The 22,821-nt window shown below is 71.6% G+C and carries 21 protein-coding genes; 6 read left to right on the top strand and 15 right to left on the bottom strand.

What is annotated here, in order from left to right:
- Positions 1–71: 71 nt before the first annotated feature.
- Positions 72–1,352, bottom strand: coding sequence for an extracellular solute-binding protein (locus tag CP969_RS28520; RefSeq protein ID WP_004982248.1), 1,281 nt, complete (start codon positions 1,350–1,352; stop codon positions 72–74).
- A 378-nt stretch (positions 1,353–1,730) separates the two neighbouring features.
- Between CP969_RS28520 and CP969_RS28515 the strand changes: the two genes are divergently transcribed.
- Entirely contained in the window at positions 1,731–2,495 is a 765-nt protein-coding gene (locus CP969_RS28515) for a GntR family transcriptional regulator (RefSeq protein ID WP_004982252.1), read from the top strand.
- An 81-nt stretch (positions 2,496–2,576) separates the two neighbouring features.
- Here the strand turns inward: CP969_RS28515 and CP969_RS28510 are convergent, their stop codons facing one another.
- Genes CP969_RS28510 through CP969_RS28495 form a run of 4 tightly spaced genes read right to left on the bottom strand, consistent with a single transcriptional unit; the run spans position 2,577 to position 8,041 of the window.
- A complete protein-coding gene (locus CP969_RS28510) occupies positions 2,577–4,958 on the bottom strand; it encodes a beta-xylosidase/alpha-l-arabinosidase (protein ID WP_016824294.1) in 2,382 nt (793 codons plus the stop codon).
- Entirely contained in the window at positions 4,955–5,773 is an 819-nt protein-coding gene (locus CP969_RS28505) for a carbohydrate ABC transporter permease (protein ID WP_004982260.1), read from the bottom strand. The genes CP969_RS28510 and CP969_RS28505 overlap by 4 nt, the downstream gene beginning before the upstream one ends.
- Positions 5,770–6,726, bottom strand: a complete 957-nt coding sequence (locus CP969_RS28500) for a carbohydrate ABC transporter permease (RefSeq protein ID WP_016824295.1) — start codon at positions 6,724–6,726, stop codon at positions 5,770–5,772. The genes CP969_RS28505 and CP969_RS28500 overlap by 4 nt, the downstream gene beginning before the upstream one ends.
- A gap of 10 nt (positions 6,727–6,736) precedes the next feature.
- Positions 6,737–8,041: an ABC transporter substrate-binding protein gene (locus tag CP969_RS28495; RefSeq protein WP_004982266.1), complete on the bottom strand. Its 1,305-nt coding sequence runs from the start codon at positions 8,039–8,041 to the stop codon at positions 6,737–6,739.
- A gap of 168 nt (positions 8,042–8,209) precedes the next feature.
- Here CP969_RS28495 and CP969_RS28490 point away from each other — a divergent pair, with 168 nt between their 5' ends.
- On the top strand, positions 8,210–9,289 hold the full coding sequence (locus tag CP969_RS28490; RefSeq protein WP_004982269.1) for a LacI family DNA-binding transcriptional regulator: 1,080 nt from the start codon (positions 8,210–8,212) through the stop codon (positions 9,287–9,289).
- A gap of 490 nt (positions 9,290–9,779) precedes the next feature.
- On the opposite strand, the gene CP969_RS28480 is transcribed toward CP969_RS28490, so the two are convergent.
- Positions 9,780–10,268 carry an ATP-binding protein gene (locus tag CP969_RS28480; RefSeq protein WP_026084809.1) on the bottom strand — a complete coding sequence of 163 codons (489 nt, stop codon included), beginning with the start codon at positions 10,266–10,268 and terminating at the stop codon, positions 9,780–9,782.
- 138 nt (positions 10,269–10,406) lie between these two features.
- Between CP969_RS28480 and CP969_RS28475 the strand changes: the two genes are divergently transcribed.
- Together CP969_RS28475 and CP969_RS28470 are read left to right on the top strand one after the other, a co-directional pair.
- Positions 10,407–11,282, top strand: a complete 876-nt coding sequence (locus tag CP969_RS28475) for a helix-turn-helix domain-containing protein (protein ID WP_016824299.1) — start codon at positions 10,407–10,409, stop codon at positions 11,280–11,282.
- Positions 11,279–11,476 (top strand): DUF397 domain-containing protein, encoded by a 198-nt coding sequence (locus CP969_RS28470; protein ID WP_004982279.1) that lies wholly within the window; start codon positions 11,279–11,281, stop codon positions 11,474–11,476. Before CP969_RS28475 ends, CP969_RS28470 begins: the two co-directional genes overlap by 4 nt.
- 281 nt (positions 11,477–11,757) lie before the next feature.
- Here the strand turns inward: CP969_RS28470 and CP969_RS28465 are convergent, their stop codons facing one another.
- From CP969_RS28465 to CP969_RS28425, 9 genes are all read right to left on the bottom strand, one after another.
- A complete protein-coding gene (locus CP969_RS28465) occupies positions 11,758–12,498 on the bottom strand; it encodes a hypothetical protein (RefSeq protein WP_016824301.1) in 741 nt (246 codons plus the stop codon).
- 259 nt (positions 12,499–12,757) lie between these two features.
- Positions 12,758–13,354, bottom strand: coding sequence for a TetR/AcrR family transcriptional regulator (locus CP969_RS28460; protein WP_016824302.1), 597 nt, complete (start codon positions 13,352–13,354; stop codon positions 12,758–12,760).
- Between the two features lie 187 nt (positions 13,355–13,541).
- Positions 13,542–14,225: a 3-oxoacid CoA-transferase subunit B gene (locus CP969_RS28455; RefSeq protein ID WP_004982288.1), complete on the bottom strand. Its 684-nt coding sequence runs from the start codon at positions 14,223–14,225 to the stop codon at positions 13,542–13,544.
- Positions 14,225–14,917: a 3-oxoacid CoA-transferase subunit A gene (locus CP969_RS28450; protein ID WP_004982289.1), complete on the bottom strand. Its 693-nt coding sequence runs from the start codon at positions 14,915–14,917 to the stop codon at positions 14,225–14,227. The genes CP969_RS28455 and CP969_RS28450 overlap by 1 nt, the downstream gene beginning before the upstream one ends.
- Positions 14,914–16,107: a thiolase family protein gene (locus tag CP969_RS28445; RefSeq protein WP_016824303.1), complete on the bottom strand. Its 1,194-nt coding sequence runs from the start codon at positions 16,105–16,107 to the stop codon at positions 14,914–14,916. Before CP969_RS28445 ends, CP969_RS28450 begins: the two co-directional genes overlap by 4 nt.
- The gene (locus tag CP969_RS28440) at positions 16,104–17,381 is read right to left on the bottom strand and encodes an FAD-dependent oxidoreductase (protein ID WP_016824304.1); all 1,278 of its coding nucleotides are present in this window, start codon (positions 17,379–17,381) and stop codon (positions 16,104–16,106) included. The genes CP969_RS28445 and CP969_RS28440 overlap by 4 nt, the downstream gene beginning before the upstream one ends.
- 30 nt (positions 17,382–17,411) lie before the next feature.
- Positions 17,412–18,044, bottom strand: a complete 633-nt coding sequence (locus CP969_RS28435; RefSeq protein ID WP_016824305.1) for a maleylpyruvate isomerase N-terminal domain-containing protein — start codon at positions 18,042–18,044, stop codon at positions 17,412–17,414.
- The gene (locus tag CP969_RS28430) at positions 18,041–18,868 is read right to left on the bottom strand and encodes a fumarylacetoacetate hydrolase family protein (protein WP_016824306.1); all 828 of its coding nucleotides are present in this window, start codon (positions 18,866–18,868) and stop codon (positions 18,041–18,043) included. Before CP969_RS28430 ends, CP969_RS28435 begins: the two co-directional genes overlap by 4 nt.
- 2 nt (positions 18,869–18,870) lie before the next feature.
- Positions 18,871–20,031, bottom strand: a complete 1,161-nt coding sequence (locus CP969_RS28425) for a cupin domain-containing protein (RefSeq protein ID WP_004982300.1) — start codon at positions 20,029–20,031, stop codon at positions 18,871–18,873.
- A gap of 71 nt (positions 20,032–20,102) precedes the next feature.
- Here CP969_RS28425 and CP969_RS28420 point away from each other — a divergent pair, with 71 nt between their 5' ends.
- Both CP969_RS28420 and CP969_RS28415 read left to right on the top strand, forming a co-directional pair.
- Complete coding sequence (locus CP969_RS28420) at positions 20,103–20,879, top strand: IclR family transcriptional regulator (protein ID WP_016824308.1); 777 nt, start codon at positions 20,103–20,105, stop codon at positions 20,877–20,879.
- A gap of 237 nt (positions 20,880–21,116) precedes the next feature.
- Entirely contained in the window at positions 21,117–22,754 is a 1,638-nt protein-coding gene (locus tag CP969_RS28415) for an MFS transporter (protein ID WP_016824309.1), read from the top strand.
- Positions 22,755–22,821: the final 67 nt, after the last annotated feature.

Below are 22,821 nucleotides of genomic sequence, written 5' to 3'. Positions count from 1 at the left end.
TCGACGTGCCCGAACGCGGTGCGGGGGCCGTCACGTGGCCGGCCCCCGCTCCGGTCGGAGCGCGTGCGCTCCTACTGCTGCTGCTCCAGGCGCTTGTTGAACTCGCCCTCGATCTGCTTGGCCGCCTCGACCGGGGACTTTCCGTTCAGGACGGCGGTCAGGTACGTCTTGATCGGGTTGGGGGCGTTCTCCACCGCGGCCCACTCCGGGATCAGCGGGGTGGTGCCGCCGACGGCGGCGGCCGGCGCGGCGGCCTCGGCGGGGGCGTTGCCCTTGAGGTTGCTCTGCAGCGACTCCTTGTTGGGGATGACGCCGTTGAGCTTGGCGAGCTGGCCCTCGAACTTGTCGGAGAGGGCGAGCTTCAGGAACTCCTTGGCGAGGTCCTGCTTCTTGCTGCCCGCGGCGACGGCGAGGTTGGAGCCGCCGAGGAAGACGCCCTCGGGCTTGTCGGCGGTCTCACCCGGGATGGTGAAGTAGCCGATCTCCTTCTCGATCTTCGGGTTGGCCTTGATGGCGATGCCGGCTTCCCAGCCCATGCCGATGAAGGCGCCGACGTTGCCCTTGGCGAAGACCTCGCCCTGCTGCGGGGTGGCCTCGTCCTTGTCCTTGGGCGCCTTCGACAGGGCCTGGAACTTCTTGTAGGTCTCCGCGGCGGCGACGACCTTCGGGTCGTCGAGGTTGGAGACGTACTTGTCGCCGTCCTTCTTGACCAGTTCGCCGCCCTCGCCGATCACCAGGCCGACGAAGTGGTACCAGTTCTGGCCGGGCAGGTAGATCGGCTCGGCGTCGGTCTTGTCACCGATGGTCTTGAGCGCGTCGTAGAACTCGTCGCGGGTCTTGGGCGTGTCCTTGAGGCCGGCGTCCGCCCAGACCTTCTTGTTGTAGAGGACGACGCGGTTGGCGAAGTACCAGGGTGCCGCGTACTGCTTGCCCTCGTAGATCGACGACTGGTTGAGGGACTCGGTCCAGTCGGCGCCGATCTCGGCCTTGAGGTCGGCGAGGTCGGCGAGGCCGCCGGTCTTGGCGTAGGCCGGGGTCTGGGTGTTGCCGATCTCGAAGACGTCCGGCGGGTTCTCCTCGGACAGCGCGGTGGTCAGCTTCTGCTGGATGCCGTTCCACTGCTGGTTCTCGAACTTGACCTTCGCCTTGGTCTTCGCCTCGAACTCGGCGGCGAGGTCCTTCTGCCACTGGTCCGGCGAGGAGCCGTCCATCACCCACACGGTGAGCGTCTGGCCGGCGTAGCCGTCCGCACCGGCCTTCCCGCCCCCGTCACCGTCGTCGCCGCCGCCGCACGCGGCGACGGAGAACAACATGCCCGCGACCCCGATCGCGGCTACCAGCTTGCGCTTCATGCGCCACCCCTCCTCAGGAATTGCCTTGCACACCCGCACCCACACCCTCGGCGGTGACTCCCACGAACGGCGCAACAGCTCGGCGGGTCGGGACCCGGCTTCCCCTAAATGGTTTAGACCAGCAAGGGGAGCTTGGCCTAGACCTATGACCCTGTCAAGGGTCGTGCCCACCCTCGCCGATAACGACTCCGACACCTCGCCGAGCGCTTCGAACCCCTCCCAAACCCCCACGCCTCGACAGTTGGACTAGACCAAACGGGGACCTGCGGTTATAACGGGTTCGCCGAGCGTGCGGCGCCGAACCCGGCGGTCCGCCGACGTGCACCGCGGCCGGCCCCTGCCGTCCGCGCGCCGGACACCGCAGCCGGAAGGCAGGTCATGAGCACGGACGTCAGCAGCGCCCAGGCCCGGTCGGGAGCGCCCGGCCGTACCGGCCGCGTTCCGAAGTACTACGGCATCAAGCAGCGGCTCCTGCGGATGACCGAGGCGCGCCCGCCGGGCTCGCCGATGCCGGCCGAGCGCCTCCTGGCCATCGAGTTCCGCACCTCGCGCACCACCGTCCGCAAGGCCATGCAGGAACTCGTCAGCGAGGGCCGCCTGGACCGCATCCAGGGCAAGGGCACCTTCGTCGCGCGTCCGAAGGTCTACCGGACGCTCCAGCTCACCTCGTACACCGAGGACATGCGGGCCCAGGGCCTCGATCCCGCCTCACGGGTCCTGGACCTCGGGTACATCGCCGCCGACCGGGAACTGGCGGCCCTGCTCGAGGTGGAGCGGGGCGACCGGGTGCTGCGCATCGAGCGGCTGCGGCTGGCCGGCGGCGAGCCCATGGCCATCGAGACGTCCCACCTGTCCGCACGGCGCTTCCCCGGCCTGCGCCGCAACCTGGCCCGCCACACCTCGCTCTACACGACCCTCGCCGAGGTGTACGGCGTCCGCCCGGCGGAGGCCGACGAGACCATCGAGACCTCCCCGGCCACCCCCCGGGAGGCCGGACTGCTGGCCACCGACGTGGGCCTGCCGATGCTGCTGCTGTCCCGCCACTCCCGGGACGGGACGGGAACGCCGGTCGAGTGGGTCCGCTCGGTGTACCGCGGCTCGCGCTACCGGTTCACGGCGGTCCTGACCCGTCCGGACCGCTGACGGGAACAGGAAACGCCCCCGAACGACGGTGTCCCCCGGGGGAGTTCCCCGGGGGACACCGCTCACCGCGCCGTCGGCGGCTCAGGCGCCGGCGGCGGCCTCCCGGGCGAAGACGGCGTGCAGGCGCCGCGTGTGGTCCACCGGGCGTTCCGGGCCGGTCAGGGTGACCGTCGCCGTCAGGCGCGGGTCGGCGCTGGACGCGGCGAGCCGCAGCTCCAGATCGCCCGGCTCGACGACGCGGCGGCCGTCGCGGCCGGTGAAGGAGGCGAGGTCGGCCGGGACGGTGACGCGCACCCGGCACGCCTCGCCCGGGGCCAGCGGCACCCGCGTGTAGCCGATGAGGCGCTGCACCGGCTGGACGACGGAGGCGACCGGGTCGTGCAGGTAGAGCTGGACGACCTCGGTGCCGTGCCGCGCGCCGGTGTTGCGGACGGTGAACGCCAGCGCGAACTCGCCGTCGGTGGCCGCCTCCTTCGCATCCACCGCGAGGTCGCTCCAGGCGAACGTGGTGTACGTGAGGCCGTGGCCGAAGCCGAAGGCGGGCGTCGGGTCGACGTTGGACACCTCGCTGGCGTGCGCGAGCCGCGCGCCGAGGTAGGTGGCCGGCTGGGTGCCCGCCCCGCGCGGCACGCTCACCGGCAGCCGGCCCGACGGGTCGATCCGCCCGCTGAGCACCCCGGCGAGGGCAGCGGTGCCCTCGACGCCGGGGAAGAAGGACTGCACGATCGCGGCGGACTCCTCCACGGCGCGGCCGAGGGCGTAGGGCCGGCCCGCGAGCAGCACCGTCACCACCGGTGTCCCCGAGTCGAGCAGCGCGTCGAGGAGTTGCTGCTGGGCGCCGGGCAGGGACAGCGACTCGACGTCGCAGCCCTCACCGCTGGTGCCGCGGCCGAACAGCCCGGCGCGGTCGCCCAGGACGGCGACGACGACATCGGCGTCCCGGGCCGCCCGGACGGCCTCGGGGATGCCGAGGGCGTCGCCGTCGTCGACGCCCGTGCCGCGCACGACCGTGAACTCGGCGTCGGGGAACTCGGCGGCCAGGGTGTCGCGCAGGGTGGGCAGGTCGATGCCGACCGGGGTGCCGGGGTGCTGGACCCCGACGTGCAGCGGGAAGGAGTAGCAGCCCAGGACGGCCGTGGGCTCGTCGGCGTTGGGGCCGACCAGGGCGATGCGGCGCGGCCGGTCCAGCGGCAGGGTGCCGTCGTTGGAGAGGAGCACCACCGCCTGTTCGGCGACGCTGCGGGCGAGGGCGCGGTTCTGCGGACCGTCCAGGTCGATCCTGCCGCGCAGGGCGTCCGGGTCGTCCAGGTCGGCGCCCTCCAGCGCGGGCGGCACGGGGCTCCAGTCCGGGTCGAGCAGCCCGAGCACCGCCTTCTGGGTGAGCACCCGGCGCAGGGCGCGGTCGATCACCGACTCCGGTACGCGCCCGGCGGCGACGGCCTCCACCAGGGGCGCGCCGAACGTCTTGACGGTGGGCAGTTCGACGTCGACGCCCGCCCGCAGCGCGGCACCGGCGGCCTCGGCCCAGTCGGCGGCGATGCCGTGCAGCGTCTTGAGGAAGGCGATGCCGAAGTAGTCGGCGACGACGGTGCCGTCGAAGCCCCAGGTGTCGCGCAGCAGTCCGGTCAGCAGGTCCTCGTCGGCCGCGGCGGGCACGCCGTCGGTGTCGGTGTAGGAGTGCATCACGGACCGGGCGCCGCCCTCGCGGACGGCCATCTCGAAGGGCGGCAGCAGGACGTCGGCGCGCTCGCGCGGCCCCATGGAGGAGGGGGCGAGGTTGCGTCCGGACCGGGAGGCCGAGTAGCCGACGAAGTGCTTGAGGGTGGCGACGACCCCGGCCTCCTCCAGACCGCGCACATAGGCCGTGCCGATGGTGCCGACGAGGTACGGGTCCTCGCCGATGGTCTCCTCCACGCGGCCCCAGCGGGCGTCGCGCACCACGTCCAGGACGGGCGCGAGGCCCTGGTGGACGCCGACGGACCGCATGTCGCGGCCGATGGCGCCGGCCATGCGGTGGATCAGGTCCGGGTCGAAGGTGGCGCCCCAGGACAGCGGGACGGGATAGGCGGTGGCGCCCCAGGCGGCGAAGCCGGCCAGGCACTCCTCGTGGGCCACGGCGGGGATGCCGAAGCGGTTCGCCGAGGTGATGCGGGCCTGGGTGCGCATCAGGGAGAGCGCGCCGAGCGCCGGGTCGACGGGGGCGGTGCCGAAGGGGCGGGTGAGCTGGCCCAGTCCGGCGGGCAGGAGGGCGTCGAGGTCGACGGCCTCCTCCATGTCGTGCTGGTGGGGGGCGACTTCACCGCCCTCGTCGGACGCGCCGACCCACACGCCGTACAGCTGGGCGATCTTCTCCTGAAGGGTCATCGCCTCCATCAGCGCGGACACCCGGGCGGTGACGGAGCGGGCGGGGTCGTTCCAGAGGGGGACTTCGGGGGTGGTCTCAACGGCCACGTTGGCGGTCACTTTCCTCCGACGCCCATCAGGCCCTGGACCAGGGCGCGACGGGCGAACAGATAGATGAGCAGGACGGGCACCATGGACAGCACCACGGCTCCCAGCAGACCGGGGATGTCGATGCCGTGTTCGGTCTGGAAGTTGTACAGACCCAGGGTGACCACCTTGGTGGAGTCGGACTGGGTCAGGACGAGCGGGAACAGGAAGCCGTTCCACGCCTGCAGGGCGGAGAACACGACGATCGTGGACAGTCCGCCCCGGGACAGCGGCAGCACGAGCTGGAAGAACATGCGCCGCGGGGAGGCACCGTCCATGGCCATGGCCTCGTACAGCTCCGGGGAGATGTCGCGCATCGCGCCGCTGAGGATCAGCGCCGACATCGGCAGGCAGAACGCGGCCGTGGGCAGGATGACGCCGAGCAGGTTGTCGTACAGCCCGGCTTCGCTGATCAGGTAGAACATCGGCACGATCACGGCCTGGGCCGGGATGGCGAGTCCGAGCAGGAACAGCCGGAAGACGGCCGACGTGGCCCTGCCGCGGCTGCGCACGATCGCGTAGGCGAGCGGCGGGACCAGCAGCAGCACGATGCCGATCACGCAGGCGGTGACGACGAGCGTGTTGAGGAAGTACTGGCCGAAGCCCGAGTCGAAGGCTCCGGTGTAGTTGTCCAGGGTGAAGGTGCCCGGGAGGGATACCGGGCCGTTCTCGGCGTAGTCCTGCCGGGTGCGCACCGTCGCGGCGAGCATCACGTACAGCGGCAGGCCGACCAGGAAGAGCCAGAGGAGCGAGCCGGCACCGGCCAGGTAGTTGGGGCGGCGCCTCATGACACACCCTCCATGGAGCTGCGCATCTTGTCGTAGCCGGAGACCCGGACGACGATCAGCGAGATGACGGTGGCCGCGACGACCAGGGCGAGGGCGATGGCGGAGCCGGCGCCGAAGTCGAATCCCTTGAACGCCTTGTCGTACATGTAGTAGGCGCTGATCGTGGTGTCGGTGCCGGGGCCGCCCTGGGTCAGGATGAGGACGGTCTCGAAGGTGGTCAGACCACCGACGATCATCAGGATCATCGAGGTGATCATCGAGTTGCGCAGCTGCGGCAGCGTGATGTGGAAGAACTGCCGGTAGCGGCCCGCCCCGTCGATCTCCGCCGCCTGGTAGAGCACCTGCGGGATCGCGCGGGCGGCGCCCTGGTAGATCAGGGTGTGGAACGGGGTGAACTGCCAGGTGCTCACGAACGCCAGCACCCCGATGGCGGTGGCCTGTTCACCGAACAGGTTGCCGTCGCCGAACAGCCAGCCGGCGTCGGCCGGGATGCCGAAGTTGGGGTCGAGCAGCGCCCGCCACAGCACGGACACGGCCGTCGCGGACAGCAGCAGCGGAAGGAAGTAGATGACGGACAGGACGGCCCGGTTGCGCTGGTGGCCGGCGGCCCAGACGCCGAGCACGATGCTCAGCGGCGTCTGGAGGACCACGCCGAGCACGGTCAGGAGCAGGGTCAGCCAGACGCTCTTGAGCATCACCGGGTCGTCCATCAGGCGCGACCAGTTGTCCGTGCCGACGAACTCGGGCGAGCCGATCCCGTCCCAGCTCATGAAGGACAGCACCGCCACCATGATCAGCGGGGCGATCGCGAAGAGGGCGAAGAACACTGCGGCGGGCAGCGCCCAGGCGAAGCCGGGGCGCCCCACCTGCGTCGCGGACGAGGCGGCCGGCCGCCGCCGGGACTCCTTGCGGGGTCCGGCGGCGGGCCGAGCGCTCGTGATCTGTGTGGTCATGGGCCTTTCGTCACTCGGTCGGGAGGGCCTGCATGGCCTTGATGAAGCCGTCCGCGTCGAGCTGTCCGTTGAAGAACTGCTGGATGGCCTGGTGCATGGACGAGCTCGCCTTCTGCGGGTACGCCTGGTCCCAGGAGAGCTGGAACGACGGGGCGTCGGCGACCAGGTCGTACTGGAAACGCGAGTACTCGGGGGTGGCCGAGGAGTCGATGAACTGGTCGGTGTTGGTCGTGGTCGGCAGGTTGCCGATGTCCAGCTGCGCCTTGACGAACTCGTCGGAGTACATGAGCTTCAGGAACTCGGCGACGGCCTCGGGGTGCTTGGTCTTCTTCATCACCGAGTAGTAGTTGTTGGTGTTGCCGGCGACGTTGGCCGGGTCACCCTTGCCGCCCTCGACGGTCGGGAAGGGGGTGTAGCCGAGGTCCTTCTCGGCGAACTTCTCGGCGTCCGTCTGCTGCTGGGAGTAGTACCAGGAGCCCATCAGCTCGAAGCCGGCCTTGCCGGAGGCGAGCAGCGCGGGCGAGCCGCCGTTGGTGTACTTGACGGAGTCGTAGTTCTTGCCGAAGGCGCCGGCGTCGACGAGCTCCCTGATCATGCTCAGGGCCTTCTTGCTGTCCGCGCTCTCCCAGGCGCTCTTGTCGCCCCCGACGGCCTTCTGGAACAGCTCCGGGCCGGCCACGCGGTCGTAGAGGTACTGGAACCACATCTGCGTCGGCCAGATGTCGCCGCCGCCGAGCGCGATCGGCGTGACGCCCCGGTCCTTGAGCTTCCCGACCGCGTCGAGCAGCTCGTCCCAGGTCTTCGGCGGCTTCACGCCCGCCTCGTCGAGGACCTTCTTGTTGTGGAAGAGCAGGACCGGCTGGGTGCCGCGCATCGGGACGCCGTACGGCTTGCCGTCGACGACCGCGTTGTTGAAGACGGACGGCAGGAACTTGTTCTCCAGGTCCGGGTTCTTCTTGATGAGGTCGTCCAGCGGCATCAGCAGGTCGGCCTTGACGAACGGCTTGATGCTGCCGCCGCCCCAGTTGAAGAAGACGTCCGGGGCCTGCGGGGTGCTGATGATCGTCTGGAGCTTCTTCTGGTAGTCGGCACCGGGAATGGTGTCGAGGACGACCTTGACGTCGGACGTCTTGTTGAACGTGTCGACGATCCGCTTCTCGACCTTGTTGGTGGCGTCCCCGTAGACCAGGACACGGATCTTGCCGTCGTCCGACGACCCCCCGCCGCCGTCGCCGCCGCAGGCCGAGAGCCCCAGGGCCAGGGCGAGCGTCGCACCGCAGGCGACCAGTCTGGGCAAGCGCGCACGTGTCTTCATCGTTCGCCTTTCGAAAGTTTCGACACCTTTGCCGAAAGTCCATGCTGTCGGACAGTAAAGGTCAGACCGGATTTGGGGTCAATGGTCGTGCAGCCCCTGTCCCAAACCGTTATCGAGTACATGGCATACCCTGCTGACATGCACGGTGTTGACGGGGTGGGCGCAAGAGTGACGCTGGCCGAAGTGGCGAAAGAAGCGGGAGTCTCCCTACCGACAGTTTCGAAGGTCCTGAACGGCCGTTCAGACGTCTCCCGTGCCACCCGGACCAGGATCGAGCGGCTCCTGGAGACCCACGGCTACCGCCGCCGGAACCCGGGCGCGCCGCACTCCCCCCTCGTCGAACTCGTCTTCCACGAACTGGACAGCGTCTGGGCGATGGAGATCGTCCGGGGCGTGGAGAGCGTCGCCCAGGAGAACCGGGCGACCGTGGTGCTCACCCGGAGCGGCACGCGGCACGCCCCCGCACCCGACTGGATCGAGGGCGTGCTGCGGCGCCGGCCGCTGGGCGTCGTGCTGGTCTTCTCGTCGCTCCCCCAGGACGTGAAGCGGCGGCTCCGCTCGCAGGGCATCCCCTTCGTCGTCATCGACCCGGCCGGGGATCCCGACCCCGGCGTGCCGTCCGTGGGCTCCGCCAACTGGTCCGGCGGCCTCGCGGCCACGCGCCACCTCACCGACCGGCGGCACGAACGCATCGCGGTCATCACCGGGCCCGAGGACATGCTGTGCTCGCTGGCCCGCCTCGACGGGTACCGCTCCGCCATGACGATGGCGGGCCTGACGATCGACCCGCGCCTCGTCCGCTTCGGCGACTTCCGGGTGCAGGGCGGCTTCGAGCACGCCATGGACCTGCTGGCGGGACCCGACCGGCCGACGGCGATCTTCGCGGGCAGCGACCTCCAGGCCCTCGGGGTGCTGGAGGCGGCCCGGCTCAGGAAGCTGAGGGTGCCTCAGGACCTCTCGGTGGTCGGCTACGACGACGTGCCGCTGGCCCAGTGGTCGAGCCCGCCGCTGACCACGGTCCACCAGCCGCTGCGCCGGATGGCCGAGGAGGCGACCCGCATGCTCCTGGGCCCGGCCGACCCCGGCAGGGCGGACCGGCGCATCGAGTTGGCGACGCACCTCGTCGTACGGCAGAGCACCGCACCGCTCGGTGGAGGGCCGGGGCGGCGGCCGGTGGACGCGGTCACGGCGGCCGGTCCGGCGGGCGCCGTCGGGTCGGCGGAACGGGACGGTCGCGGGGGCCGCTGAACCACCCGACTCCCCCAGCCGGCGGCACGCCGGGGACGTCGACGGAGGAGGACCGCGCGACCGGGCAGGAGGCCGGCGCGGCCGGTCTCGCGGACTCGAGATGGCCGGCGGCATCCTCGACGGGAAAGACGCTCCGCACCGGGGATCTGTCCCGTAAGCCCCGGAGCCGCTGCCAGAGGGCGCGGTGGCTCGGACTGGCTCCGATCCTCGACCTCCGCCACCCGCGCGTGGTCCGGATCGGCCCGCGGGTTGCCCCACTCCACCAGCTCGTCCAGCGCCTGCGTCACCCCTCGGGCTCAGCGGGCCGGCTCCCCGCGTCCAGGGCGGCGTACCCGTCCTCGGGCCGCAGGTGCACCGCGAACCGCTCCTCGGCGGCGAGGAAGGCGCGCATCACCTGACGGTAGAGGGGGCGTTGGGGGTGGTGAGGTGGGCGAAGGGGGTGCAGTCGGCAGAGGTCGTCTCGGCACATTCTTCCACTCCGTTCACGAACTCACGTGGGAGTCGCGCACACGCACTCCGCCCACACCGTCTTGCCCGGACCGTCGGACCGGAGGTACCAACCCCAGCGGGTGGCGAGCCCCGCGACGAGGAGCAGCCCTCGGCCGCCGGTGTCCTCCGCACCGGGGGCGTGCAACTTCGCGGGGTCGGGCGGCGTGCGTTCGGTACGGGTGTCGGTGACCTCGATCCTGGCCGTACGCGTAAGTGCGCACACGTGCAGGAGCAGGTGGAAGTCCCGGCCGGGGACATGGCCGTGCCGTACGGCGTTGGCGGTCAGCTCGCCGAGGACCAGCACGATCTCCTCGTGCGGGCCGCTGCCGTACGGGATGCCCCAGGTGTCCAGCCGGTGCGCGGCCAGTCGGCGGGCGAGGCGGGCGCCGCGCGGGGTGGAGGTGAAGCGCATCTCGAAGGTGCGGCTCAAGTCATCGACGGGAGCTGTGGGTCGGGAGGTGCTGACGGGGCTGGGGAGTTGGTTCGCCATGCCGCCAACGGTGCTCCCGGTCGCTCAACGTGACCAGTGGTGACTCAACGACGCGGTCCGATGTACGCGCGGTGGCGGTTCCGGTACGAGGCGCGCGGCGTGACGAGGCCGTCGGGGCTGCGTTGAGCCAGGGAGGCGATGCCGATGAACGAAGACGTGGGCGAGGGGGCCGGAGCCGTGATGGCGGGCGACGCGGAAGGGGCGACGGCGGACACGTCCGGCCAGGCTGTCGTCGTCGCGTTCGGGCAGACGATGAAGACGCTGCGAGTGCGGGCGGGTCTGGAGCGCGAGGAGTTCGGGCGGCGGATCGGATACTCCGCGTCCACGATCGCGTCGTACGAGCAGGGGCGGCGGATCCCGTCGCCCAGGACCATCGAGCGGGCGGACGAGGTCCTGGACGCGGGTGGATTGCTGACGGTGTGGAAGGAGCAGGTGGAGCGGGCTCAGTATCCGGTGTTCTTTCAGGGAATGGCAGCTCTGGAGAAGACGGCGATCGAGTTGCTCTCGTACGACACGCTGGTGGTCAAAGGCCTGCTTCAGACCGAGGAGTACATGAGGGCGGTGCTGGCCATGCGGCGACCGCCTCTGGACCAAGAGACGACTGAGCAACGGGTGGCAGCGCGACTTGCTCGTCAGGACATCTTCGACCGCCAGTCTGCACCGCTGCTGAGCTTCGTGATGGATGAGTCGGTCTTGCGGCGTCGGTTTGGCGGAACGGACGTGCTTCGAGGGCAGTTGGAGCACCTACTACTCGTTGGCCAGAAGCGAAACGTCGAGATTCAGGTCATCCCGCTCGATTGCGAGGAGAGCGCCGGCGTGGACGGGCCGTTCACGGTCGTCACGCGTGATGACGGCAGGAAGTTCGCTTACACCGAAGCGCAGGGAACCAGCACTCTTCAGACCGACCCGCAGCAGGCAGCACTCGCCGCCGCCCGTTATGGGATTATCCGATCACAGGCTCTCACTCCGCGAGAGTCCCTGGAGTTCATCGAGAGGTTGCTGGGAGAGCTATGAACACCGCTGAGTCCTCGGCCGTCGCGTCCGGCCTCGCCTGGTTCAAGAGCAGCTACAGCGGAGCGGAGGGCGGCGACTGCGTCGAGGTCGCCGCCGGTACGGGAATTGTGCACATCCGGGACTCCAAGGCCGTGGCCGGACCCGTCATCCGCGTGTCACGTGAAGCGTGGGCGGGGTTCGTCAGGGAAGCCTGAGGGTCACGCGTGAAGCGAGAGCCCTGCCGTCCCCCTCGGGCGGCAGGGCTCTCCCACACCGCTCCCCGGGCAGATGCGCAGGGTGTCGCGGTAGCGCTGGACGACGGACGCGCGGGGGGTGCTGCCGTCACGGGCACCGACGAGGGCGAGCCTCCGGTATCCGAGGCCCTTGACGCGGTGCATGGTGCCGACGTGGATGTCGCCGTCTCCCTTGACGCGCCCCGCGAGCCCCACGGCGCCCCCGTCATACTCCGGACTTCCCTCCTCCGACGCCGGACGCGTCACGCCTTGGAGTCCGCCGGGTCCACGATCTCCTCCTGGGGCGGCATCCGCACCTCGACCTTCTCGCCGTAGTCGTCGAAGGTCACGCTGCTGGATTCGGAGCCCTCCGTGGTGGCCTTCAGGATGTAGGGCTCCCCCTCGGTCGCGACGTGCATGCTGATCCGGGTGTCCCCCTGCTTCTTCTCCAGGGCGAGGGCGTCCTCGTCGTTCACCTCGGTCGTCTCCCCGCGCTTCATGCCCCGGCGTTCGGTCTTGTCCTGGTCCATGGAGGCCAGGAACTGCTTCTTGTCGCAGAAGGCCGCGTCCGGGCTGTCGGCCGGGGAGGCGACCCACTTGCCCGCCAGCTCGCCGGCGAGCTCCTCGCCCTGCTTGCCGTCGGCGCCCCCCGCCCGCGCCGAGTTGGTCCAGAAGGTGCGGTCGCCCTTGATCAGGACGTCGCCGCCCTTGCTGCGCAGCAGCTCGGCCCGGGCGCCGTCCCCGCTGATGGTGCCGGTGCAGTTGCCCTGGTCGTCCACCCGTACGTCGAGCTCGATCCTGCCCGCCCCCTCGGTCCGCGCGGTCCCCTTCAGGTGGACGGAGGACGCCTTGTCGGTCGCGGCCACGGCCTTGGCCGCGATGTCGTCGGCCTTCTGCCCCGGGAAGGCCTCCTCCGAGGAGTCGTCCCCGCACCCGGAGACGAGCAGCGCCCCCGAGCAGAGCGCGCCGAGCACCCACGTGGTCCGTGTCCTGGCCACCGCCATGTCTCCCGCTCCTTCCGGCCGGTCCTCGTGCCGGCCACACCTCGTCCCGTGACATCCGCACATTGCGGACGCAGGACCCCATGTACCCCCAAGTCCCGCATTCTCACGGCGACATGACGGGGAATGAGCGACCGCCCGAAGCGGAGCGGGGCATTCGGCCCCGGCCACGTCACCACGGGACGGCCGGGCGGGCGGCGGGCGCACGGCTTCGGGGGGACGGGGGAACGGGGGGACGGGAGTCGCCGCGGACGACCGAGGGTCAGGAGACCGGGGCGTCCCGGTCCGCCAGCAGGCTCAGCCAACTGTCGGTGAGCAGCTCGATGAGGGTGTCGCGGTCGATCTGCCAGCGGCCCTCACGCCAGTGCTGGCCGACCTCGTGCAACTGGGCGAAGGCCAGGACGGCGCGGGTGTGCCGGGTCTTCGGCTCGAACCGTCCCGCCTCGTCGAGCCCTTGCTCGATGTCGGCGGTGACCTCCTCGAACCACTCCTCGACCAGGCCGCGCAGCTCCGGGTCGACCGTGGACGCCTCGATGGTGACGTTCATGTAGGGCCGGATCGTGTCCCACTGCTCGGAGCGCTCGCGCAGCCACTGCCCGAGGGACGTGCGGGTGCCCTCCCGCACGGCCCGGACGAGGTGGCCGGCCGTGGACCTGTGCTCCGGGGAGGGGCTGCGGCCGAGGATGTCGTTGAGTTCGCCGATGAGGGCCCGCGCCAGGTCGCTGCGGGACGAGAAGTACGCGTAGAAGGTGACGCGCGTGGTGCCGGCCGCGGCGGCGATGTCGTTGACGGTGGTGGCGGCATAACCCTTGGACTGGAAGAGTTCCATGGCGGCCGACACGAGGATCTTCCGGGTCATCTCCTTCTGCGCGGCTCGCAGACCCGCCACCTTCGTCGCCTCCCATGGTTTGCCGGTTCGTGCGCCGGACGGACATCTCGTCGGGCGGACTGCCGGCCCCGTCATCATAGGCCAGGTGTTCGAACCGCCCGGACGGGCGCACGGCGAAGGCCCCGACGTCACCGTCGGGGCCCCGGGCTCCGGTGGCTCACGGGAGCAGGTCGACGGAGAGCCGCTCCCGCAGTTCCGCGACCGTGGTGCCGTACGTCTCCAGGACCCGGAGCCCGTCCGGGCCGGGGACGAAGACGCCGTGGTCGGTGTAGACCCGGTGGACGCAGGCGGCCCCGGTGAGCGGGTACGTGCACGCGGGGACGAGCTTGGGGTCGCCGTCCCGGGTGAACAGCTTCATCATCACCAGGACCTGCCGCGCCCCGACGGCGAGGTCCATCGCGCCGCCCACGGCGGGGATGGCGTCGGGGTCGCCGGTGTGCCAGTTCGCCAGGTCCCCGTGCTGCGAGACCTGGAACGCCCCGAGGACGCACACGTCCAGGTGGCCGCCGCGCATCATCGCGAAGGAGTCGGCGTGGTGGAAGTACGCCGCCCCGGGCAGTTCGGTGACCGGTACCTTCCCGGCGTTCGTGAGGTCGGGGTCCACCTCGTCGCCCACCGCGGCCGGGCCCATGCCGAGCATGCCGTTCTCGGTGTGCAGCACGATCCCCGCGTCCGCCGGCAGGTGCTCGGCGATCCGGGTCGGCTGCCCGATGCCGAGGTTGACGTAGGAACCGGACGGGACGTCGCGCGCGATGCGGGCCGCGAGTTCGTCGGTGGTGAGCGGGCCCCGGCCGGTGTGCTCCACGGGGGCCGCGGCGGGTGTGGTGTTCGTGTCCGTCATCAGCGGGCTCCTTGCACGGTGAGCCGTCGGGCCTCGGCCCGTACCAGACGGTCGACGTAGATGCCCGGGGTGACCACGGTCTCCGGGTCGATCTCCCCGACGGGCACGATGTCGGTGACCTGGGCGACGACCGTGGTGGCCGCGGTGGCCATGACGGGGCCGAAGTTCCGGGCGGTCTTGCGGTAGACGAGGTTGCCCACGGTGTCCGCCCGGTGCGCCGAGATCAGGGCCACGTCCCCCTTGATCGGGTGCTCCAGGACGTGGACGCGCCCGCCGATCTCCCGGGTCTCCTTGCCCTCCGCGAGCGGGGTGCCGACGCCGACGGGGCTGTAGAAGGCGCCGATCCCCGCCCCGGCGGCCCGCATCCGCTCGGCGAGGGTGCCCTGCGGCACCACCTCCAGCTCCACCCGGCCGGCCCGGTACAGGTCGTCGAAGACGTAGGAGTCGCTCTGCCGGGGGAAGGAGCAGATCACCTTGCGCACCCGGCCGGCCTTGAGCAGCGCGGCCAGGCCCACGTCGCCGTTGCCGGCGTTGTTGGACACCACGGTCAGGTCCGTGGCGCCCTGCCGGATGAGGGCGTCGATGAGGTCGAACGGCATGCCCGCCAGTCCGAACCCGCCCACCAGGACCGTCGCGCCGTCCTCGACGCCCGCCACGGCCTCGTCGGCCGTGGCGGCGATGGTCGTGGTCATCCCCGGCCCACCTCCTCGGTGACGTTCTCCAGGACCACGGCGAGGGCCTGGCCCACGCCGATGCAGATGGCCGCGACGCCCCAGCGTTCGCGCCGCTCGCGCAGGACCTTCGCCAGGGTGCCCAGCAGCCGGCCGCCCGAGGCGCCCAGCGGGTGGCCGAGCGCGATGGCGCCGCCCCGGGTGTTGACGATCTCCGGGTCGATGCCCCAGGCGTCCACACAGGCGAGCGACTGCACCGCGAACGCCTCGTTCAGCTCGACCGCGCCGACGTCGCCCCAGCCGATCCCGGCCCGGCGCAGCGCCCGCTCGGCGGCCTCCACGGGGGCGTGGCCGAACATCTGCGGCTCGACGGCGTGCACGCCGCGCCCGGCGATGCGGGCGAGCGGCGCCAGTCCGATCCGGTCGGCCGCCGCCCCGGTGCCCAGCAGCACCGCCGACGCCCCGTCGCTCAGCGGGGAGGCGTTGCCGGCGGTGATCGTGCCGTCCGGGCGGAACGACGGCTTCAGGGCCGCCAGCTTCTCGGGGGAGGTGTCGGGGCGGATGCCCTCGTCGCGGGTGAGCCCCTCCACGGGCAGGACCAGGTCGTCGTAGAAGCCCTCGTCCCAGGCGCGGTCCGCGAGCCGGTGGGAGCGCACCGCGAAGGCGTCCTGCCGTTCCCGGGAGACCGAGAACTTCTCCCGGAGCAGTTCGTTGCTCTCCCCCAGCGAGACCGTCCACTCCTTCGGCATCGCGGGGTTGACCAGCCGCCAGCCGAGCGTCGTGGAGACGGCCGTGACGTCGCCGGCCGGGAAGGCCCTCTCCGGCTTGGGCAGCACCCAGGGCGCGCGGGTCATGGACTCCACACCGCCGGCGACGACGACGTCCGCGTCGCCGGACTCCAGGGTGCGCGAGGCGATGATCGCCGCGTCCAGGCTGGAGCCGCACAGCCGGTTCACGGTGGTGGCGGGCACGCCCACCGGCAGTCCGGCCAGCAGCACCGCCATCCGTCCGACGTTGCGGTTGTCCTCGCCGGCGCCGTTGGCGTTGCCCCAGACCACGTCGCCGATCGCGGCGCGGTCCAGGTCCGGGGCCTTGTCCAGCAGCCCGGTCAGCGCGGTGGCGGCGAGGTCGTCGGGGCGCACCCCGGCCAGGGCTCCGCCGAACCGGCCGAAGGGGGTGCGGACCGCGGCGTACAGGTAGGCGTCGCTCACGCGGCGTCCCCCACCACCGTCAGCGGTTCGCCCTCGGCGCGTCCGGCGTCCTCGACGGCCGCCGAGGACAGCGGGATCGGCGTGAACATGGGGGGTTCCTCGTCCGGCGTCAGCGCGGTCGGGCCGTACAGCCAGTCCGTGAACGCGTAGTCGTAGGTGTCGCGGGCGCGCAGCAGCACGTTGCGCTGCTCACGGGCGACGCCGTCGAGGTGCCACAGTTCGCCCCACTTGCGGGACGTGGTCAGCACGCGGCGGCAGTGCTCCGGGCGGACGGCCTCGTAGGCGGCGAGCGCGGCGCCCCAGTCGACCGTGCCGTCCTCGGCGCGGTTGCGGGCGACGTGCTCGCCCAGCACCCAGCCGTCCTCGATGGCCATGATCGCGCCCTGTGCGATGTACTGCAGCGGCGGGTGCGCGGAGTCGCCGAGCAGCGCGATCCGGCCGTGGACCCAGTTCATGATCGGCTCGCGGTCGAACATCCGCCACCACTTGTCCCGCCACATGAACTGCAGACCGTCCCGGACGAAGTCGCAGGTCTGGGCGAAGGCGGCGTCGAGCTCGTCCGGCGTGCCCCAGTCCTCCCGGCCGGCCAGCGCCTTGGGCGACTCGAAGACCGCGACCTGGTTGAGCAGTTCGCCGCCGCGCAGTCCGTAGTGGACGAAGTGGCAGGCGGGGCCGACGTGCACCACGACCTCGCTGAGGTCGACGGACCGCACCCGCGGCTGCTCGGCCGGGACGGTGCCGCGGTAGGCGACGTACGCCGAGGAGACGGGCTCGTCGTCGACGAACAGCTTGCGGGCCACGGAGTGCAGGCCGTCGGCCGCGATCACCACACCGGCCTCGTGGGTCTCGCCGGAGGCGAGGGTCACGCGGGCGCCGCCGTCGGTGTTCTCGTACGAGGTCACCTGGGCGTCGGTGATCAGCTCGACACCGGCGCGCTCGCACGCGCGCAGCAGCAGGCCGTGCAGGTCGCTGCGGTGGATGACCATGTACGGGTAGCCGTAGCGCTTCTCCAGGTCCCGCAGGTCGAGCCGGGTCAGCTCGTCGCCGTCGACGGCGTCGCGCATGACCATCGCGTCCGGGACGACACCGAGGCCCTTGGCCTCTTCCAGGAGACCGTAGTCGTCGAGGATGCGGGTGCAGTTGGGGGCGAGCTGGATGCCGGCGCCGACCTCGCCGAAGGCGGGGGCGCGCTCCAGCAGGCGGACGCTCAGGCCCTGGCGGGTCAGCGAGAACGCCGCGCCGAGGCCGCCGATGCCGCCGCCGACGACGATCACATCAGGGTGGGACATGACTTCACTCCTCTACTACAGCCACGGGCCGAGCTCGGGAGCGTCGGCGAGCGTGTGGGGGCGGCCGGCCAGCCAGGCGGCGACCTCGGGCAGAGGGCCGTCGGGGAGCTCGGTCAGTCCGCGCTTGGCGCGGATCTCGCCGACCAGGGCGGTCAGGAAGCCCTTCGGGAGGTCGGCGAAGGTGACGACCCCGGTGCCGAGGTCGACGGCGTGGACGCACACCTCGCGGGCGCGCATCCACGGGAGTTCGGTGGCGGGGACGGTGCGGCCCTGGGCGGTGACGACCTCGCGGTGCCACTGCTCGTCGGTGAGCCGGTCCAGTCCCTCGGCGAGCTCGTGGGCGGAAGTCGTCAGCCAGGAGCGGAGCTCGTCGGCCGACAGGGTCGGCCCCTTGGCGATGCCGGCGGCGCGCTCCTCGGCGGAGGCGTACATCGGCGTCTGTTCGCCGGTGGCCGCCCAGTGCACCAGGTTGCCCAGGGCGTCGGCGTTGGCGGCGACATGGGCCACGAGGTGCTTGCGGGTCCACTCCGGCAGCACGCTGGGGGCCGAGAAGGCGGCCTCGTCGAGGCCCGCGACGGCGTCGAGCATCAGCTCGGTGCCGGTGCGGGCCCACGCGCGCGCGTCGGCGAACGTCCGCGTGCCGGTCATCCCTCGACCACCTTGTTGGTGCAGGCGCCCAGGCCGGCGATCTCGGTGACCACGGTCTGGCCGGGGAGCAGGAAGACCTTGGGGTCGCGGGCGTTGCCCACGCCGGCCGGGGTGCCGGTGGCGATGATGTCGCCCGGCTGCAGGGTGATGACGGTGGAGATGTACTGCACCAGGAAGACCGGGTCGAACAGCAGCGTGCCGGTGTCGTCCTGCTGCATGACCTGGCCGTCGACGGTCGTCTTCACCTCGAGGGCGGGGCGGACGCCGCCGACCTCGTCGGGGGTGACGACGTAGGGGCCGACCGGGGTGGAGGCCTCCCAGATCTTGCCCTGGGTCCACTCGATGGTGCGGAACTGCCAGTCGCGCACCGAGATGTCGTTCATGACGGTGAAGCCGGCGATGGCGTCGGCGGCCTGCTGCTCGTCGGCGCGGCGCACCGCCTTGCCGATCACGACGGCCAGCTCGACCTCCCAGTCGAACGCCTCGGTCTCGGCCGGCTTGACGATGTCGTCGCCCGCGCCCAGCAGGGTCTCGGCGAACTTCGGGAAGAGGGTCGGGTAGTTCGGCAGCTCCCGGCCCATCTCCTTGATGTGGTTGGTGTAGTTGTGGCCGACGCAGATGACCTTGGACGGGTTGGGGACGACCGGCGCGAAGTCCGCGCCCTCGACCGGGTGGGTGGTGCCGGACGCGGCGGCGGCCTTCGCCTGCCAGTCGGCCTCGGCGAACAGCTCGCCGAGGTCGGCGTACCCGAGGTCGACGAGGGTCTCACCGTCGAGGCGGACCGCCCGGGTCCCGTCGGCGGTGCGGATGGTGGCGAGCTTCATGGTCAGGCGTCCTTCTGGGTGCGGTCGAGCTTGAGCGCCTCGAAGACGGGCGCGTCGGAGAAACGGAACAGGTCGAGGGCGCCCTCGTCGGAGTCGGTCGCGCCGGCCTCGGACTTGGCGGAGAACGGCTCCCAGGACGGGACGACGAACAGGTCGCCGCGGGTCACCGTCCACGACTTCCCGCCGACGGTCACCACGCCGGAGCCGTCGAAGACCTGGTAGACCGACGAACCGGTCTCGCGCACCGGCGCGGTCTCGGCGCCCCGGGCGACGCGGTGGAACTCGGCGCGGAGGGTGGGCAGGACGTCGGAGCCGTCGTGCGGGTTGGAGTAGCGCACCGCGGCATGGCCGGGCTCGACGGTGCCGCCGAAGCCCTCCTTCTCCAGCAGCAGCTGGTCGGCCAGGGCGGCGTTGGTGTACTCCCACTTGTAGGACAGCAGCGGGCTGCCCGGCGTGGCCGGGGCGGCCGACAGCGGGCGCAGGCCCGGGTGGCCCCACAGGCGCTCGGAGCGCGACCGCTCGGGGGTGGTCCGCTCGGCGTCACTGATCTCGTCGCGGCCGAACTCGAAGAACTGCGCCTCGGTGACGTACTGGAAGGGGATGTCCAGACCGTCGATCCAGGCCATCGGCTCGGAGGTCGCGTTGTGGTGGGCGTGCCAGTTCCAGCCCGCCTGCGGGAGGAAGTCACCGCGGTTCATCGGCACCGGGTCGCCGCCGACGACCGTCCACACGCCCGAGCCCTCGACGACGAAGCGGAAGGCGTGCTGGGTGTGGCGGTGCTCGGGGGCGTCCTCCCCCGGCATGAGGTACTGGATGGCCGCCCACAGGGTCGGGGTGGCGAACGGCCGCCCGCCGAGGGAGGGGTTGGCCAGCGCGATGGCCCGGCGCTCACCGCCGCGGCCGACGGGGACCAGGTCGCCGGCCCGGTCCGCCAGCTCCCGCAGCTTCTCCCAGCGCCACAGGTGTGGCACGGCACGCGAGCGCGGGTGGGCCGGCATCAGGTCACCGATCTCGGTCCACAACGGGACGAGCAGTTCCTGCTCGAAGCCCCGGTACAGCTCTTCGAGCGCCGGGGTGACCTCGGGTTGTCCCTCCGCGGAGACGGCCTGGAGCCGGACCGGGGAACCCGTAGCGGTGTCTGGGGCGAAGGAGGACTGAGCCATGTGCCACAGCGTGCCTGGTGTCTTCCAGATGAACATGTAGATTCTGGAGAGCAGAATCCGGAGGGCATGCCATGGACAAACCGCTGAAGACCCCGCCGCCCTACCCCATCGCCAGCGTGGACCACGCGCTGCGGGCGGCGACCATCCTGCAGATGGAGGGCGGCGCGACCGTGTCGCAGATCGCCGAGCGGCTGGGCGTCGCCCGGTCGACCGCCCACCGGCTCCTGGCGATGCTCGTCTACCGCGACTTCGCCGTGCAGGACGAGGACCGCGTCTACCGCGCGGGACCGGTGCTGGAGCTCGCCGCGCACTCCCAGTCCCTGGTGTCGCGGCTGCGCGCGGCGGCCCTGCCCCATCTGCACCGGGTCGTCGACCTGCTGGACGAGACCACGAACCTGATCGTGCGCACCGGGGACACGACCCGGTTCATCGCCAGCGTGGAGTGCCGGCAGGCACTGCGGGTCGGCTCCCGGGAGGGCATGGTGTTCCCGGCCCACCGCACGACGACGGGGCTGCTGCTGCTCGCCGAGCTCACCGACGAGGAACTGGAGGAGGTCTACGCCCCCGAGCGCTACCGCGACCGCCCGGCCGAGCGCCCGGACCTCGCCCGGCTGCGGACCGAGCTGAGGCGGCTGCGCCGCAACGGGTTCGCCGTCAACAAGGAGCGCTCCGAACGCGGCCTCGTCGCCGTCGGCGTCCCCGTGCGCGACCGGGACGGCACCTCGCTGGCCGGCCTGTCGGTGTCGATGCCCGGCGTGCGCTACGACCCGCACCGCCTCCAGCCCCTGGTCGCCGTCCTGGAGACCACGGCGCGCGCCCTGGAGGAGGACCTGGCCGAGCAGCACTGAACCGTTTCCCCCGATCGCGCGACAGCGAGGACGCCAGGCTTACAGGGGGACTGTTTGCTTTAAATCGCGAACACATCATTGACGCGACGTAAAGCGAGTGTCATTCTCCACGGCATCGCGGCCGATCCGTACCGTGCGCGTCCCGCCCCCCACCGCGCACGCAGGGTCGAGCCGTTCCGCCCTCCCGAGGCTCCCGTTCCCGGGACGCCCGTCTTTCCCAGCCGGGGAGAAACAGCAATGACGCTCAACAACGGGACGACGACGTCCCAGGGCCCGACCGCGGGGGCCGCCCGGATGCCGGGCTACGCGGGAACACTGGCCGCCGCCTGCGGCGCGGTCTTCGTGGCCCAGGTCGCGAACGCGCTGCCGGCCTCGCTGAACGGTCTCTTCCAGCAGGACCTGAACACCCACGGATCCCAGCTCACGTGGATCACCGCCGCGTTCATGATCGCCGTGGTCTGCTTCGAGTTCACCTTCGGTGTCCTCGGTGACCTCTTCGGTCGGCGCAGGCTCGTCGCGGCCGGCACCGCCCTGGTCGCCGCGGGCAGTGCCGTGGCCGCGCTCGCGCCCAGCGTGCAGGTGCTGTGGATCGGCGCCGCCCTCAACGGTCTGGGCGCCGGCGCCATGTTCCCCGGCTCGCTGACCGCGATCACCGCCGTCACCCGCACCGCCCGGGAACGGGCGCAGGCGGTGGCGCTCTGGAGCGGCTTCCTGTCCGCCGGCGCCGCCGTCTCACCGCTGCTCGGCGGCATGTTCGCCAAGGTCGGGTCCTGGCGCGGCTCCTTCTGGGTGCTCGTCGGCCTCGCCCTGGTCAGCATGGTGGTCACCCTGGTGCTGGCCACGGAGTCGAAGGCGCCCGAGGGCCGTTCGCTCGACGTCCCCGGCCAGATCACCTTCGCCCTCGGCCTCATCCTGGTGCTGTACGGCGCCGTCGAGGGGCCCGAGTCGGGCTGGACCACCCTCCCCGTCCTGCTCGCCTTCGTCCTCGGCGCCTGCTTCCTCGCCGCGTTCGTGCTGGTGGAGCTGGGGGCCTCGTCCCCGATCTTCGACCTGAAGCTGTTCCGCAACCGGGCCTTCACCGTGTCGTCCGTCGTCGCGGTCATCGGCATGCTGGCCTTCCTCGGCGCCTGCTTCGCGACGAGCATGTGGCTGGGGCCGGTGCAGCACCAGGACCCGATCCGCGTCGCGGTCCCCTTCCTGCTCCTCCAGGGCCCCGCCTTCCTGCTCATCCCGGTCGTCTCGCGGCTCCTGCACAAGGTCGCCGCCTCCTGGCTGCTGACCTCCGGATTCGTCCTGATGGCGATCGGCTGCCTGCTGTGCACCCGGCTGGACGTCACCGACACCGGACTCGGCGCGTTCGTCGCGCCCGCCCTGCTGATCGGCATCGGCTTCGCCCTGACCGTCAGCTCGGTGACGGCCGTGGCGCTGAACAGCGTGCCGCAGCACCTCGCGGGCATGGCCAGCGCCACCACCAACATGCTGCGCGACCTCGGCTTCGCGCTCGGTCCGGTCGTCGTCGGCGCGGTCGCCCTCAGCAACGCGGGCTCGGCGTTCGGGGAGAAGCTGGCCGGCGCCGACCTGACGCCCGGGGAGCTGGCGGCGGCGCAGGAGATCGGCCGGGCCGGAGGGCCCATCGCGGTGAACAGCCTGCCGCCCGGCGCCCCGGGCTCCTCGGCGCACGGCCTGGCCCTGGACGCCCTGGGCAGCGGCTTCAGCACCGCCTACCTGGTGTGCGGTGCGGCGGCCCTCGTCGCCGCGGCGCTGACCGCCTTCGGCATGATCGGACTCCGCTCCGACCACTCCGCCACGGGCGCGGACTCCGCGCCCCGGTCGCCCGGGCTCGACGACGTCCCGGCGCCGGCTCCCGCCCGGTAGGCGGGCCGCCGGCCTCCCCCGCCCGCCCTCAGGACGACGGCTCCCTCCCGCGCACGCGGGAGGGAGC

The sequence above is a fragment of the Streptomyces viridosporus T7A genome (assembly GCF_008704515.1).
GTDB classification, from domain to species: Bacteria; Actinomycetota; Actinomycetes; order Streptomycetales; family Streptomycetaceae; genus Streptomyces; species Streptomyces viridosporus.
The sequence above is the reverse complement of the archived record's forward strand: the minus strand, read 5'-3'. Positions and strand labels throughout refer to the sequence as shown.

Excerpts from the sequence above, each read along its gene's own strand:
- CP969_RS28460 (WP_016824302.1), bottom strand. The coding sequence starts at position 13,354 with ATGACCCGGAAGATCCTCGTGTCGGCCGCCATGGAACTCTTCCAGTCC.
- CP969_RS28470 (WP_004982279.1), top strand. The coding sequence starts at position 11,279 with ATGAACACCGCTGAGTCCTCGGCCGTCGCGTCCGGCCTCGCCTGGTTC.
- CP969_RS28430 (WP_016824306.1), bottom strand. The coding sequence starts at position 18,868 with ATGAAGCTCGCCACCATCCGCACCGCCGACGGGACCCGGGCGGTCCGC.
- CP969_RS28520 (WP_004982248.1), bottom strand. The coding sequence starts at position 1,352 with ATGAAGCGCAAGCTGGTAGCCGCGATCGGGGTCGCGGGCATGTTGTTC.
- CP969_RS28415 (WP_016824309.1), top strand. The coding sequence starts at position 21,117 with ATGACGCTCAACAACGGGACGACGACGTCCCAGGGCCCGACCGCGGGG.
- CP969_RS28505 (WP_004982260.1), bottom strand. The coding sequence starts at position 5,773 with ATGAGGCGCCGCCCCAACTACCTGGCCGGTGCCGGCTCGCTCCTCTGG.
- CP969_RS28450 (WP_004982289.1), bottom strand. The coding sequence starts at position 14,917 with ATGACCACGACCATCGCCGCCACGGCCGACGAGGCCGTGGCGGGCGTC.
- CP969_RS28495 (WP_004982266.1), bottom strand. The coding sequence starts at position 8,041 with ATGAAGACACGTGCGCGCTTGCCCAGACTGGTCGCCTGCGGTGCGACG.
- CP969_RS28480 (WP_026084809.1), bottom strand. The coding sequence starts at position 10,268 with ATGGCGAACCAACTCCCCAGCCCCGTCAGCACCTCCCGACCCACAGCT.
- CP969_RS28420 (WP_016824308.1), top strand. The coding sequence starts at position 20,103 with ATGGACAAACCGCTGAAGACCCCGCCGCCCTACCCCATCGCCAGCGTG.
- CP969_RS28425 (WP_004982300.1), bottom strand. The coding sequence starts at position 20,031 with ATGGCTCAGTCCTCCTTCGCCCCAGACACCGCTACGGGTTCCCCGGTC.
- CP969_RS28465 (WP_016824301.1), bottom strand. The coding sequence starts at position 12,498 with ATGGCGGTGGCCAGGACACGGACCACGTGGGTGCTCGGCGCGCTCTGC.
- CP969_RS28500 (WP_016824295.1), bottom strand. The coding sequence starts at position 6,726 with ATGACCACACAGATCACGAGCGCTCGGCCCGCCGCCGGACCCCGCAAG.
- CP969_RS28455 (WP_004982288.1), bottom strand. The coding sequence starts at position 14,225 with ATGACGGACACGAACACCACACCCGCCGCGGCCCCCGTGGAGCACACC.
- CP969_RS28515 (WP_004982252.1), top strand. The coding sequence starts at position 1,731 with ATGAGCACGGACGTCAGCAGCGCCCAGGCCCGGTCGGGAGCGCCCGGC.
- CP969_RS28475 (WP_016824299.1), top strand. The coding sequence starts at position 10,407 with ATGCCGATGAACGAAGACGTGGGCGAGGGGGCCGGAGCCGTGATGGCG.
- CP969_RS28435 (WP_016824305.1), bottom strand. The coding sequence starts at position 18,044 with ATGACCGGCACGCGGACGTTCGCCGACGCGCGCGCGTGGGCCCGCACC.